Genomic DNA, 14,130 nt, shown 5'->3' on the forward strand with positions numbered 1-14,130 from the left:
TTTTCGTTTTTCTTTCTATAGGATTAGCATTTGCTTAAAAAAAGAGTTATTTATTTTGTGCTTCTCTATAGATTTTGGGCCTGGACATGTTCAATAAGATCTTAATCGCTAATCGAGGTGAAATCGCACTAAGAATAATTCGAGCATGCCGGGATCTGGGGGTTAAAACTCTTGCCGTCTATTCCGATGTGGATGAAAAATCTCTTCATGTTCAACTTGCCGATGAAGCGATATGTATTGGCAAGGGGCCGGCTACGGAAAGCTATCTGCGGATGGATAGGATAATCAGCGCCGCAGAAATTGGGGATGTGGATGCGATTCACCCCGGTTACGGTTTTTTAGCCGAAAATCCCCATTTTGCTGAAATCTGTGCCAACTGTAACATCAAGTTTATTGGGCCTAAAGCGGCTACCTTGAAAAAAATGGGTAATAAAGTCATGGCCCGCTTCCACGCTCGCAAGGCAGGAGTTCCCGTGGTTCCCGGAAGCGAGGGGGTGGTGGAATCTGAAAAGGAAGCTTTGAAAATCAGCCACCAGATTGGATATCCGGTTATTATAAAGGCTGTGGCCGGAGGGGGAGGAAGGGGAATGAGGATTGCTCACAACGATGTAAGCTTGGTCCAGGGATTTGTTGCGGCGAGGCTTGAGGCTGAAAAGTCTTTTGGAGATGGCAGCATATACATTGAAAAACTCATTGAGGATCCTCGACACGTGGAATTCCAGATTATTGCCGATACCAAGGGTAAAATTTTTCATGTCGGTGAAAGGGATTGTTCTGTGCAACGCAGAAATCAAAAACTTGTTGAAGAATCCCCTTCCCCCGTGGTTGACCCGATCTTAAGAAAAAAAATGGGCAAGATAAGTGTTCGACTTGCCGAATCGGTTGATTATGAGGGGGTGGGAACCATTGAATATCTTGTCGATAAATTTGGCAACTTTTATTTCATTGAAATGAATTGCCGGATTCAAGTCGAACACCCCGTCACCGAGGAAGTTTATGGCGTTGATCTTGTCAAGGAACAGATTCTTGTGGCTGCTGGTTACCCCTTGGGAAAGGAATGGGAGGAACTGGAGCCTAAGAAACATGCTATAGAGTTTCGGATCAATGCGGAGGACGGTCTCCAAGATTTTCGACCTTGTGCAGGCAAAATTGATTTTCTCCATTTTCCCGGTGGACCGGGAATACGGATCGATTCTCATCTTTACCAAGGCTTGGAAATTTCCCCCTACTATGATTCGATGCTTGTAAAGTTAATTGCCGTGGGCAATACCCGGGGAGAAGCTATAATCCGGATGAGAAGGGCATTGGAGGAAATAACGATTGAAGGAGTAAAAACAACCGTGCCGATTGGAAAATCCGTTTTTCAGCACTCCGATTTCCAACGGGGTGAATACACGGTCAATCTTTTAAATAAAATTCTTGCAGCTAAAAAATCCCTGGATGAATTTTAAAACAAAGGATGATTCAAGGTTATCTGAGGAAAAAATACCTTTTAAGCCAGGCTAGATTTTATGGGATTTTAGATTTGGGTTATGTCCCTCCATCCCAGGCGGCAAGCTTTGCCCGTAAACTTGTAGAAGGGAAGGTCGATATTTTGCAATTGCGGGCAAAGAAGGAGGATAAAAAGGAGATATTAAGGATTTCGCTGGAAATAAAGCCCCTTTTGGGGGGAGCGGATATCCTTTTTATTATCAATGACCATCCCGATGTTGCCTTGGAAAGTGGGGCCGATGGAGTTCATTTAGGCCAAGAGGATATGCCCATTTCAGAAGCGAGAAGCTATTTAGGCGATAACTTTTTGATTGGAAAGTCTACCCATTCCCTTGAGCAGGCATTGAGAGCTGCTTCCGAGCAAACCGATTATATCGGTTGTGGCCCGATTTTTAAAACCCCTACCAAACCGGATTATCTTCCCTTGGGTCTTGAAGCTATACCTAGGGTAAAGCAGCAGATTAAAAAGCCGGTATTTTTTATCGGAGGTATCAACCAGGAAAATATTCATGAGGTCCTGGACGCCGGCGCGGATAGGGTTGTCATGGTTTCAGCCCTTTTAAAGGCTGCCGATATTCCCCTTTTTTGCAGGCAAATGAAAAACCTTTTGTCCCTAAAAGGGCTTTGGGCTTGACTCTTTTTTCATGCCGATCTTTAGAAGAATAATCATAGATTGATGAAAGCCATTGTTGTATCCCGATTTGGTGGACCCGAGGTTCTTGAATACAAAGAGATTGCCAAACCTGAAGTTCAAAAGGATTCGGTCCTGATAGCGGTCAAAGCCGCGGGGGTCAACCCCGTAGATACCTACATAAGGGCGGGTAGTTTTGGTTATCAAAAAAGCCTTCCTTTTGTTCCTGGGATTGATGGAGCGGGCATAGTTGAAGAAGCAGGAGAAGGAGTGTCGAAGTTTCCTAAAGGACAAAGGGTATTTTTTCAAGGTGTTATGGGCAGTTATGCTGAATATGTCGTCTGCCCGGAAAGCCATGTATTTGCACTTCCCCCAAGTCTTTCTTTCTCTCAAGGGGCGGCAATAGGCAGTCCTTATGCTACCGCCTATCACGGCTTGTTTCAATGTGCCGAAGCCCAGGCGGGACAGTCGGTTCTCGTTCACGGCGCAAGTGGAGGAGTGGGGATCGCCGCCGTGCAATGGGCTAAAAGCCATGGGTTAAGCATACTGGCTACGGCCGGGACCCCGCAGGGTAGGGAATTGGTCTTAGGCATGGGAGCGGAAAAGGTTTTTAACCATTATGAGGAAGGATACGTTGAGCAAATCTTGGACTATACGAAAAACCAAGGTGTGGAAATTATTCTTGAAATGTTGGCGAATAAAAACCTGGAAAAGGATTTATCCCTGGTGGCCGATCGGGGGAAAATCGTTGTCATTGGCAGCCGAGGAAGAATAGAAATCGACCCTAGAAATATATTGAGGAAGGAAGCTAGGCTTATCGGGGTCAATCTTTTTCTAGCCACCCCTACCCAGAGGAAATCCATTTTTTCGGCTATCGAAGCCGGGCTGATGAATAATACTCTCAGGCCTGTTATTCGAGCCGAGATTCCCCTGGAAAAAGCTTCTTTAGCCCACGAGATGATCCTAAAGCCCGGAGCAGCCGGAAAAATCATCCTCGTTACCTGATTCAAATTCTTCTCCCTTGTCCTGTTTGCCCTCCTCGATGATCAAGCAGCAGTGAACGCAAAAGTCACGGAGAAGCATCTTTTCTAAAAAAATCCAAGTTATAGGCAAAAAAAAGGGCTTCCCGAAGGAAGCCCTTGATATAAAACTTCAAATTTTACCAGAATACATACTTAGCACCGAGCACCCCGATGTAATTGAGCATTTGTCCAAAGTGCATGGACTCATTGCCAATTGCCGTTCCGTAATTCAGAATGGGATTGTTCATGTAAAGGAACTTAAATTCCACGAACACGCTCAGTTCTTTGGTTAAGTAGTATTCAGAACCGGCTATCGGAGTAAACACAAACCCGCCATCGGTTGTGCTCGCCCCGTTAACAATACCATGGCCAGCAACACTTTGGCTGATGTTGCTTGCCGACAAATAATAACCACCGACACCCATACCGATGTACGGAACAAATTTCCACGGGGTCACCAGCTTGATTAACCCGTTGATGGTCATTATCCCCATGTTCAGCTGCATGCCGGTATTGGTTGAAGCTGCTGCGATGGTCATTGGACCTGTGGCAACACCGGTAAATCCTGAACCCGACTGCGAATTACCGATGTAAAAGCCATCAAATTCTGCGGCGGGCATCAAGTACCATCCTTTACCGGAAAGATTGTCTCCAAGCTCCCATCCTTTCCACTGGTATCCTACTTTAACACCCCCAACCCACTGCCAATTTCCTCCTAACTGGCCGTTACCGAATAAACCGGAGCTGAAATTCGAATTGTAGTTATTCGTATCCATGTAGCCCGCACCCCCATAGAGACCGGCATAAAGACCTTCTTTTGGCCTAAAAGCTTCTTCCTTGGATACTTCCTTTTGCTCCTTCATTTCTTTGCTGGCTTCCTTCATTTCCTTATCGCCGCCGGAGCTCGTAAGATCTGCAGAAGCATTCGATGGGGAAGCCGAATTATCTCCCTCTTCGATTCCCGCTCGCAAGGGTTGTGTAATTGCAAAGGCACATACGCTCATTGCAGCTATCAAGTAACGGAGAGTTTTCCTCCTCTTCATAGTTTTTCCTCCTTCTTTTTCATGATTTGAATAACACTTTTAGTCATGCTATCCTGTTCTGTAAGTTTTCTTTTTTTCAAAAAATCCGTTAATTGTCAAACAAATTTCAAAAATATTTCACCAAATTTTTATTTTTTTTCACCCGTTGAAAGCAAATACTTACTTAGCTTATTTTTTATCCATTAATCAACACTTTTTTGTAAAAGTTTCTTTTTTATTTTTTAATCGGAAACCAAGAAGGATTCAGGCAGTCCTTTAAGGACTTTTAAACACCTGGGACAAACATGGGGGTATTGGGGATCGCTGTTGGATTGGGCAAAGAGGCTAAACTTCCAGCACCGGGGACATTTTTTTCCCAAGGCTTTTTCCACGAGGATTTCCGTTTTAGAAGACCTGATAATTTCAAGCTGGGAAACCAAGAAAACTTCGGTTAAAAGGGCGGTGTCTTCCGCCTCAAAGTCATCCGTGAAGAGGATTAATTTTGCCTCGAGGTTTTTCCCGATCATTTTTTGCTTCCGGGCTTTTTCCAGTTCGCGATTGGCAAGGTCCCGGAGTTGTAATATTTTTTCCCAGCGCTTGAGCAGTTTTTCCTCCTCTTTGATTTCCCTCTCTTCTGGAAAGAGCTCCAAATGGATGGAGGAGGTTTTCCCTGAAGCCCGCCATGCTTCTTCGGTGGTAAAGGGAAGAATCGGCGCAAGAAGTTTGACGAGGCATTCAAAAGTTCTATACAAGACGGTCTGGGCGGATCTTCTCGAAAGCCAATTTTGTCCATCGCAGTAGAGCCTGTCCTTGAGAATATCGATGTAAAAACTGGATAATTCCACTGAACAAAAACGGGTTAAAGCTTGGTAAACTTGTGAAAATTCGTAGTTTTCATAAAAAGCTTTTGTTTTTTTGACGAGTTTATTGACGCAAAGTTCGAAATACCGATCGATTTCCCGAAGTCGGTCATCTGGAAGCGACTGCTCTTGAGGATTGAAATCATGAAGGTTCCCAAGAAGGATCCTTAAGGAGTTCCTGATCAACCGGTAAGAGTCAGACAACCGGCTAAATATTTCCTTTGAGAAGGGAACATCTTCGGCGTACTCTTCACTGGCAACCCAAAGTCTTAATAGATCGGCTCCGTAAGTTTGGATCTGTTCGGAAAGATCCCTTGCTCCCGAAGACTTGGAAAGTTTCTTCCCATCGAGATCAACGACAAAACCATGGGTAAGGACAGATTTATAAGGAGCTTTTCCCTTCGAGGCGACGCTTAAAAGAAGAGAAGATTGAAACCAGCCCCGATGTTGATCGCTTCCTTCCAGGTAGAGATCGGCGGGATCTTCTCCTCTCGGTTTTAGGACCGAGTAATGACTCGAACCGGAATCTATCCAGACATCGAGCGTATCCAAGCCTTTGACGAGATCTTCTGAGGGAGCAAGACCGAGAAGTTGGCAGAGTTCTTTACTCTCTAACCGGAACCATAGGTCAGTTCCCTCTTCTTCTACCTTATCGGCAAACCGTCTTATGATGCTGGGATCCAGGATTGCTTCTCCGCTTTTTTTGTAAAAAGCGGGAATGGGAACCCCCCAGTATCTTTGTCTGGAGATGCACCAATCTTTCCTGCTTTCCACGGCTCCCTTTATCCGGTTCTCCCCTCGAGAGGGGATCCAGTTGACGCGCTCGATTTCCTTGAGCGCCAGGGACTTGAAAGCTTCGATTGCAATGAACCACTGTGGAACAGATCGAAAGATGATGGGGGTTTTGGAACGCCAGCAAAAGGGATAATCATGAACGTAAGGATATTTTGCCCAGAGCAACCCTTTTTCTTTGAGCATGGCGCAAAGGATGCTGTTGGCTTCAAAAACGCTTAATCCCACGATCTTTTCTATTCCGCACTGCTTCGTAAACCTTCCCTGATCGTCTACGGGGGAATAAACCTCCAGTCCATGAACCATGCCGAGTTGATAATCCTCCATCCCGTGTCCCGGGGCGATATGGACTATTCCACTGCCCGTTTCTCCACTGACGAAATCAGCCGTGTACACTACTCCTTCTCTAGGGAGGAGAGGATGGTTGTATTTGAGCCCTTCAAGATTTTGGCCGCTGGGGAAAGAGAGGAGAACAACAGAATGAGAAAATCCGGGAATCGATTCGGCAAGCTTGCCGGCAACGATGAACTTTTTCCCTCCGACCTGCCTCAGTTCATAAGAGAGATCGGGGCTCACCGCCAAGGCTAAATTTGCCGGAAGTGTCCAGGGAGTGGTCGTCCATGCAAGGAAAGAAGTTCCTTGAGGCAGTCCCGCTTTTTTGAGCTCTTCTTCTCCCACGGGGAATTCCACGTAAATGGCGATGTCTTCCTTTTTTTGATATTCAATTTCAGCTTCGGCTAGGGCTGTTCTACATCCTACACTCCAAAAAACAGGGCGTAGTCCCCGGTAAACCCATTTTTTTTCGACAAGCTCTGCAAAAAGCCTCAACTCGGCAGCTTCGTAGCCGGGATCCATGGTAATGTAGGGATTATCCCATGAACCCAGGATCCCTAACCGCCTAAATTGTTCTTTTTGTATTTCTATCCAATAACGGGCATATTCCTTGCATTTATTTCGAATGGACAGGGGATCTGCGGCAAGGGCGGGATACTCGCTCATCACCTTGTGTTCAATGGGAAGTCCATGACAATCCCAACCTGGAATATAGGGACATTGGAAACCAAGCATGTTTCTAGATTTTAGAACTATGTCCTTGAGTATCTTATTAAGCCCACTTCCCATATGAGCTTTACCGTTTGCAAAGGGAGGTCCGTCATGAAGGATAAACTGGGGACAATTTTTCCTTTTTTCTAAAAGAGTGGAGTAGACCTTTTCTTTTTCCCAAACCTCAATCCAATGAGGCTCCCTTTGGGGAAGGTTGGCTTTCATGGGAAAGTCGGTTTTGGGTAATAACACGGTTAAGCTGTAATCCATGGAAAGACTCCCTTTGACTTGATTCAGTTTAATGTTTGAAATTTCCTCTTTAAAAAGAAGGACTTAAATGTTTTAAAAACCGGATGTCGTTCTCGGTGAATAACCTGAGATCCGGCACCTTGTGGGCGACCATTAAGTATCTTTCTATGCCGAATCCAAAGGCGAATCCCGAGTATATTTCTGGATCTATACCTACGTTTAAAAATACCTTGGGATGGACCATGCCACAACCGCATAATTCCAACCACTTGACGGCCTTCCCTTCAAGGGAGTGGACAGCCCCATCCACCTCGAAGCTAGGCTCGGTAAAGGGAAAATAATGGGGTCGGAACCTAAACTGAAGCTGACTTCCTAAAAGCTCCCTAAAAAAATATTCTAAGGTTCCCTTGAGATCGGCAAGGCTGATGCCTTTATCGACGACTAATCCTTCGAGTTGATAGAAAACTATGGAATGGGTGGCATCAATTTCATCCCTGCGGTAACACCTTCCCGGGGCGATAATGCGAATGGGAGGTTTTTTGTTTTTCATGACCCTAACCTGGACAGGAGATGTTTGGGGACGAAGGAGCAATTTTCCCGGAGAGTTGTCTTTGAGGAGCACCTTTTCTTTAAGGTAAAAGGTATCTTGTTCGTTTCGTGCAGGGTGTCCCAAGGGAATATTCAGAGCGTCGAAATTGTTATATTCGCTTTCTATTTCCGGACCTTCTTCAAGGGTAAAACCGATCCTTTTAAAAATTTCAAAAATTTTTTTTAACGCGATAGAAATAGGATGGAGAGTGCCCGACTGGATAGGCCTACCCGGCAAGGTAGGATCAAAAAAAGAAAAGGAAGAAAAGCTGGAAGACAAGAAAGCCGAGGCTTCGGCAAGGATTTCTTTTTCCCTTTCTTGTAGAGCCTCAAGCAACCTTGATTTGAGTTCGTTGAGTTTTTTCCCCCATTCCGGTCTTTGTTCCCTGGGCATTTGACCGATCTTTTCCAGTAGCGAAGGAACAAGGCCTTTGCGTCCAAAGTACTTTATCCGTATAGCTTCAATCTCTTCTTTTTTGGAAACGGCCTTGATTTCTTCTAAAAAACTTTTTTCTAAAATTTCCAATTGTTGCTGCATGGTTGTTTTCGATTTCTGGTTTTCTGCTGGGAAAGGAAATCAAGAAATAGAACGCGGAGTAGTGGGCTGACAAGAACTGTTTTCATCCTTGGGGATGGATTTTGTATCTTTATCCAGGACTACGGGAGGCTTGGGACTGATCAAAAACATCGTTAATATGCCTAGGCAAATCATTAAAGAACCAACCCACTTCAGGGGCCATCCTGGATCGTAGAGAACTTGGAGCGTGCTCTCATTTAAATCTTGAGGATTCCAGGAAGATTGGGAGAACTTGTAGTTGAGTCCCAAAACTGATCTCCATAACCCCCCGGGGAAAGAAGCGGGATAATTCATGTGGGCTTTGCCTATGACCGTTTTCCCCGTTTGGGGATCTTCAAATCTAAGGGTGCTTATAAAATCCGATGGAGAATCGGATCCTTCATTGCGGGGCACTTCAAATTTCTCGAGGCTGACCCTGAAAGGCAAGGTTATTGTCTTAAAACCAAAACTAATTTGAAGAGGGATATTGTCGAGAACAAAGCTTTGGGGATATCCTGAGAGAATCCACAGGGGTTGGGTTTTCTCTTTTGTTTTTTTGTCTTCTATCCAGCAGTGGAGACCGGAAGGAAGAAGTTGGGCGACAGCGGATTCGGCCGGTTTTATCTTTTGAATCTCCCTCTTGATACTTGCCCGAGGTTCAAATTTAAGCAGCGTGGCCGACCAATCTCCCCATCCCAAGGAAAGGGGTTTATCCCGCTCGATTTGACCTTCTTGATAGATTTTTCCCTTTCGCAGCAACTGGTAGTTGATTATTCCATCCGGCGAATCCCACAACCTAAAAATTAAATTTGCCCTTCGGTCATTTTGCCAATGAATGTGAACAAGAATAGCGGGATTGAGAGGTTCTCCGGAGAGGGAGGTGGGCTTGCCTTCTTTTAGAGAAAAATTAGGCCAGTACTCGGCCACTTCCATTTTTGCCTCTCCAGGTAGGTCCACCGTCTTATGGATGATTTCATTCAAGGGCCAAGTTCTTTTTTCTCCATCTTGGCCGATGAGGACCACAAAAAGAGACCGGTTGGCAACGGCGGGATTGTCCCACAAAAGAAAGTAACGGTAATTTGAACTTACCCCTTCATGGGCATGAATGACGGATTGATCAGGGGCATTGGCAAAAAGAACGGCTGATTCATGAAAACTCATCTCCTCGGCTGGAGAAGGGTCTTTCATTTCTAGCCTGGCCATGCCAAAAAAGTCTTCAGCTCCCCTTGATGGATCATTTTTCAAAAGCACGTAACGGACAGCTTGGTTCGCCATCTTGCTTTTCAATTCGATGAGAACCCCCGAACTTTCCGAATTGGGTTCTTTGGTTATATCTTCAGAAAGGAAAAGTTCGCGGGCATAATCATCGGCGTAAAACTTTAACCCGGTCCCGGGGATGTTGAGCGCGCGAGGTGATTTTGGCGAGGGTTTCCATAGTTCGGCGGGGAATCGAAATTCCTCAATTTCATTGAGAATGGGATTCTTAACTAAAAGGACGGTGTCTTTAGTGGCGAGTCGATTACTAGGAGCATCCCCGGCTTCAAGGGTTATGAATCCTTCAAACCCTTTTTTTAGTCCAACGAGGGCACCCATCAAAAGGATAATAATACCGTAGTGGGTGACAATAAATCCAAGGTGTCGTTTCTTCCAGGGAATTCTTGTCAATGTAACCGCAAAGAGGTTCACGCAAAGCAAGATAAGCCAGCCGAAAAACCAGGGAGATTTGTAAATGTAAAATTGGGCCACCTGGGTGTCCAATCTGGATTCTAAAAAAGTGGCAATGGCACAACCGAAAGCTATTGACAAGAGAAGGAAGATAGCCAATCTCAGAGAACCTAAAAGATGGATGATTTTCCAAAAGGTCGAAGATTTTTTCCTTTCCTCTATCAGCTTCTTCCGTTCAACTTCGGATAAGGGGCTAAAAAGTCTCACGATTCTTACACTCTTTTACATTAAATACAAAAAAATTTAATGGAATTTACATTTAAAAAAGAATTGTTGTAAAAGACAAATAGCTAATTTTATAAAAAAAAAGGTTTTTTTCAACTAGGGCTGACGATTTAAGCGGCTAAAAAGAGTGAAAGAAAAAAATTTGTCTTCAGATTTAAAGATAGCGAGAGAAAAAAAACCTTTGGGTATTGAAGAGGTTGCCAAAAAATTATCGATCCCCCACGATGCCTTAGAACGTTACGGGGCATTTAAAGCAAAAATATCTTGGGAGTATCTAAAAGAGCTTTTTTGCCGCCCAAGACGGGGAAAGCTTGTTTTGGTCACCGCTACAACTCCTACTCCCGCAGGAGAGGGGAAAACGACTACGGCCATTGGCCTTACGGATGGGTTAAGCCGGTTAGGTCAAAAAGCTGCCCTATGCTTGAGGGAACCTTCAATGGGACCTGTATTTGGAGCCAAGGGTGCGGCTACAGGATCGGGACTGGCACAACTTATCCCAAGGGAGGAGATTAACCTTCATTTTACCGGGGATTTTGCAGCCGTTGCTGCTGCCCACAATCTTTTGGCTGCTTTGATCGATAATCATCTTTATCATGGAAATGATTTAGGCATTGATCCTAGAAAAATTTCATGGGGAAGGGTTGTAGATATCAATGATAGGGCGCTGCGAAAAATACTTGTTGGCCTAGAAAGTAAAAAATCTTTCCCGAGATTCTCTTTTTTCGATATCGTGGCCGCATCCGAGGTGATGGCGATTTTATGTCTTGCCCAATCTTACAAGGATTTAAGGCAAAGAATAGCCGACATCTGTATTGGTAGAGGGAGGGATGATAAAAATATTGACGCCGAGGAGCTTGGAGCTGCCGGGGCCATGTCCGTTCTCCTGGTTCATGCATTTAAGCCTAATCTTGTTCAAACCTTGGAAAACAATCCCGCTTTTGTGCACGGCGGCCCTTTCGGCAATATCGCCCATGGATGTAGTTCAGTCGTCTCGTTGAATGCGGCATTGAGGCTGGCTGATTGGGTGGTCACGGAGGCCGGGTTTGGGAGCGATCTTGGAGGAGAAAAATTCGTCAATATCGTATGCAGGCAGAGTGGATTAAAGCCCGATTGCGCGGTGATTGTTACAACGGTCAGGGCTTTGAAGTTTCATGGAGGAATGACCTTGGATTGTTTAAACCAAAGAGATCTTTACTCCTTGGAAAAAGGATTCCCCAATCTTTTGAGGCACATTCAAATTGTGGAAGAAGTTTTGGGTATTCCTGCCGTGGTGGCATTAAACCGATTTTCAGCCGATAGCGGCGAGGAAATCGATTGGTTGGGCAAAAGGTTAGGTTCATTGGGTTATCCTTTTGCCGTCTGCAATCATTGGGCCCAGGGAGGAGAGGGAGCTGTTGAGCTGGCTCGGAGGGTTCTAGAGAGGAGCAGGCAGTTAAATTGCAAGTTGAATTTTACCTACGCTGACGGGGATCCCCTAATAAAGAAAATAGAAAAAATCGCCCTGAATGTTTATAAGGCAGGAAGCATTGCTTTGCACCCTCATGCGCAAGAGGAAATCAGAGTTATTGAACGGCAAGGACTGGATCAATTGCCTGTATGCATGGCGAAAACCCAATATTCCTTTTCTGTTGATCCCCGGTTGCGAGGTGCACCTGAAGGGCATGAGTTGTTCGTCAGGGAGCTTAGAGTTGCTGCCGGGGCAAAGTATATCCTTGTTTTATGTGGAGAAATCAATACCATGCCTGGATTGCCTAAGGTCCCTGCCTCTAGCTCCATGGATATTGATGAGGAGGGAAAGGTGATCGGAACGATCTGAATTTTGAAAATGACTTTTCTTGGGAAATAAGAGTTTTTCTGCTATCAAAAACGTGCGCAAAGGTGCGCACTGTTCTCTTCCTGCCCCGATTCCTCAACGGAATCGTCTCTGACAGGCGTAACTTTCCCGACTACGGCAGAGACCATCTCTGCCGCAGCGCCGCTGTTGCCAGACAGACTCGCCACGGGTAGGGCAGTTGCGGTTGCCAGCCGTTTGAGGTTGAGCGCCGCGTTGAAGTCGCGGTCGTGGCGCGCGCCGCACTCGGGACACGTCCAGCTCCGATCCTTGAGCGTCAGCGCCTCGTTCTTCCACCCGCAAACCGAACACAGGCGACTGCTCGGATACCAGCGATCGGCGATGATGAGCCGCGTGCCGTAGCGCCTCGCCTTGTACTCGATCTGCTCGCGAAACATCCCCAAGCCCACGTCGCTGATGGCACGGGCCAGTCGGTCGTTTGCCAACATGCCTTTGACGCGCAAATCCTCGATCACCACCGCTTGGTTTTGACGGCAGAGCCGGGTCGTGAGCTTGTGGGTGAAATCCGCTCTGACATTGGCAACGCGGGCGTGCAGCCTTGCCAATGTCGCAGCAGACTTCCTGCGGTTGTTGGAGACGGGAAGTTTGGTGCCTTTGGGCAGACGAGCTTGAGGAGCAAATCCGGCGGCAACCTTGGCGGCTTCGATCTTGCGGCTTAAGCGTCGGCTACGGATTCTCAATCGGCGCAGAGCGGCTTTCAACGGTCTGGGAGCATCAATCGCTTCGCCACTTGAGAGGGTGGCTGCTGCTTTGACGCCAAAGTCAAGGCCCACAACACCATCGCCCGTGCGGCGGCGATGGAATATGCGGTCTGGCACTTCGACGACGGCTCGCCACAAACCAGCGATCCGCCGTGCGAGAGACGGTGGCGCCGAGAATCTTGCCCTCAAAGCGCAGCGCCTCGGCCATGGCGACTTCGCCCACTTTGGGCAGGCGAATCGTCTTACCGCTGACCCGAAACTTGTCGTTGGCTCAGGCGAAGCTGTCGCGGCAGCGGCCTTTCTTCTTGAATTGCGGTTCAGACACCGGTTTGCCCGCTTTGCGGTCGGCAAAGTAGCGCTTCCAGGCTTTTCCCAGGTACGCAAAGGGCTGCGCGTGGGCGTCCCGATGGATGGTCTTGAACCACGGCTGCCCGTCCTCGTCGAGCCACTGCGGGTCGCGGTACTTGATGGCGCCCAACTGCTTTTTGAGCGCCATCGCGTTGGGTTTACACCCGGCGGCATACTGGCGCTTCCACTCGTCCAGCGCCCAGTTCCAGACGCGCCGCACGGTGCCGCAGGCGCGGGCAAAGTAGTCTGCCTGCTCGGGCGTCGGACGAAGGGCGATTTTGTGGGTCAGTTGCACGGCTTCACACCTGTGTCGCGTTGGTCGCGTCCAGCTTCAGCGCTTCGTTGAGCTTTTTTCGGTAGTTGCGCAAACCGTAGAGCCTGGACGAGAAGCAATTCACGATGGTCATCAGGTCCTGCACCATTTCCTGTTCGGGCGACAGCCGCTCCTGGTTGAGCACGAGAAGTTCGCACCCATTCCTACTGGCGAAATGCTCGAACCACTCGAAGCCAAACCGGGTGAGCCGGTCGCGGTGGGCAAGGATCAGGGTTTTGACCTCTCGCCGTCCAATGGCGTCCATGAGTTCCAAAAAGCGCTTGCGCTTGAAGTTCAGTCCGCCACCGACCTCTTCGATGAACTCGACGTTCGCCAGTCCCTTTGCCACCACGAACTCTTCCAGCACCTTGCGCTGATTAACAAGATCGGGCTTCTGTGCGGCGCTGGAGACGCGGCAGTACGCGATGAGCCGCGTCGGCTCGGACACCGCATGGCGCAGGCCGAGAAAATCACGAAGCTGTGATTCGGTGTAAAGCCTTCGGTTGCTGTCGGTCCGCGCCGCAGGAATTAGTCGGCCTTCACGCTCCCATCGCTGCAAGGTCTTGACCGAGACCCCCAGCAGCTTGGCCGCCCGGCCCGTGCTCATGGTGCTTTCCATGCCCTACATAATACACCATTACGCACTATTTGCAATACTAGAGTTTTTCTCCTTAACCTCTTTGGTGGGATAAGAAAGGATCGGTAAAAGAC

General features: G+C 47.3%; 11 protein-coding genes. 4 read left to right on the forward strand and 7 right to left on the reverse strand.

The annotated features are described in order from the left end of the window. Positions 1-86: 86 nt before the first annotated feature. Genes accC through MINF_RS01650 form a run of 3 tightly spaced genes read left to right on the forward strand, consistent with a single transcriptional unit; the run spans position 87 to position 3,127 of the window. Positions 87-1,451, forward strand: a complete 1,365-nt coding sequence (gene accC / locus MINF_RS01640) for an acetyl-CoA carboxylase biotin carboxylase subunit (protein WP_048810418.1) — start codon at positions 87-89, stop codon at positions 1,449-1,451. Between the two features lie 8 nt (positions 1,452-1,459). After that, positions 1,460-2,125 (forward strand): thiamine phosphate synthase, encoded by a 666-nt coding sequence (gene thiE / locus MINF_RS01645; RefSeq protein ID WP_012462707.1) that lies wholly within the window; start codon positions 1,460-1,462, stop codon positions 2,123-2,125. 42 nt (positions 2,126-2,167) lie between these two features. Continuing rightward, positions 2,168-3,127 (forward strand): NADPH:quinone reductase, encoded by a 960-nt coding sequence (locus MINF_RS01650; protein ID WP_048810039.1) that lies wholly within the window; start codon positions 2,168-2,170, stop codon positions 3,125-3,127. 154 nt (positions 3,128-3,281) lie between these two features. Here MINF_RS01650 and MINF_RS01655 read toward each other — a convergent pair whose 3' ends face one another. The 4 genes from MINF_RS01655 to MINF_RS01670 form a co-directional block, all read right to left on the reverse strand. Continuing rightward, positions 3,282-4,187, reverse strand: a complete 906-nt coding sequence (locus MINF_RS01655) for a hypothetical protein (protein WP_012462709.1) — start codon at positions 4,185-4,187, stop codon at positions 3,282-3,284. A gap of 221 nt (positions 4,188-4,408) precedes the next feature. Beyond that, positions 4,409-7,132, reverse strand: a complete 2,724-nt coding sequence (ileS, locus tag MINF_RS01660; RefSeq protein ID WP_012462710.1) for an isoleucine--tRNA ligase — start codon at positions 7,130-7,132, stop codon at positions 4,409-4,411. Positions 7,133-7,181: 49 nt separating this feature from the next. Beyond that, a complete protein-coding gene (gene pheS, locus MINF_RS01665) occupies positions 7,182-8,237 on the reverse strand; it encodes a phenylalanine--tRNA ligase subunit alpha (protein ID WP_048810040.1) in 1,056 nt (351 codons plus the stop codon). 39 nt (positions 8,238-8,276) lie between these two features. Further along, entirely contained in the window at positions 8,277-10,187 is a 1,911-nt protein-coding gene (locus MINF_RS01670) for a cytochrome c biogenesis protein ResB (RefSeq protein ID WP_012462712.1), read from the reverse strand. A gap of 145 nt (positions 10,188-10,332) precedes the next feature. Here MINF_RS01670 and MINF_RS01675 point away from each other — a divergent pair, with 145 nt between their 5' ends. Then, entirely contained in the window at positions 10,333-12,021 is a 1,689-nt protein-coding gene (locus MINF_RS01675; protein ID WP_012462713.1) for a formate--tetrahydrofolate ligase, read from the forward strand. A gap of 44 nt (positions 12,022-12,065) precedes the next feature. Here the strand turns inward: MINF_RS01675 and MINF_RS11575 are convergent, their stop codons facing one another. The 3 genes from MINF_RS11575 to MINF_RS01685 all read right to left on the reverse strand — a co-directional run bounded on the left by MINF_RS11575 (position 12,066) and on the right by MINF_RS01685 (position 14,038). Continuing rightward, entirely contained in the window at positions 12,066-12,896 is an 831-nt protein-coding gene (locus MINF_RS11575; protein ID WP_202943644.1) for an RNA-guided endonuclease InsQ/TnpB family protein, read from the reverse strand. A gap of 133 nt (positions 12,897-13,029) precedes the next feature. Further along, positions 13,030-13,401 carry a helix-turn-helix domain-containing protein gene (locus MINF_RS11580; protein WP_079200403.1) on the reverse strand — a complete coding sequence of 124 codons (372 nt, stop codon included), beginning with the start codon at positions 13,399-13,401 and terminating at the stop codon, positions 13,030-13,032. Positions 13,402-13,405: 4 nt separating this feature from the next. Continuing rightward, complete coding sequence (locus MINF_RS01685; RefSeq protein ID WP_012462715.1) at positions 13,406-14,038, reverse strand: IS607 family transposase; 633 nt, start codon at positions 14,036-14,038, stop codon at positions 13,406-13,408. Between the last annotated feature and the right edge of the window lie 92 nt (positions 14,039-14,130).

The sequence above is a fragment of the Methylacidiphilum infernorum V4 genome, assembly GCF_000019665.1.
GTDB lineage: Bacteria > Verrucomicrobiota > Verrucomicrobiia > Methylacidiphilales > Methylacidiphilaceae > Methylacidiphilum > Methylacidiphilum infernorum.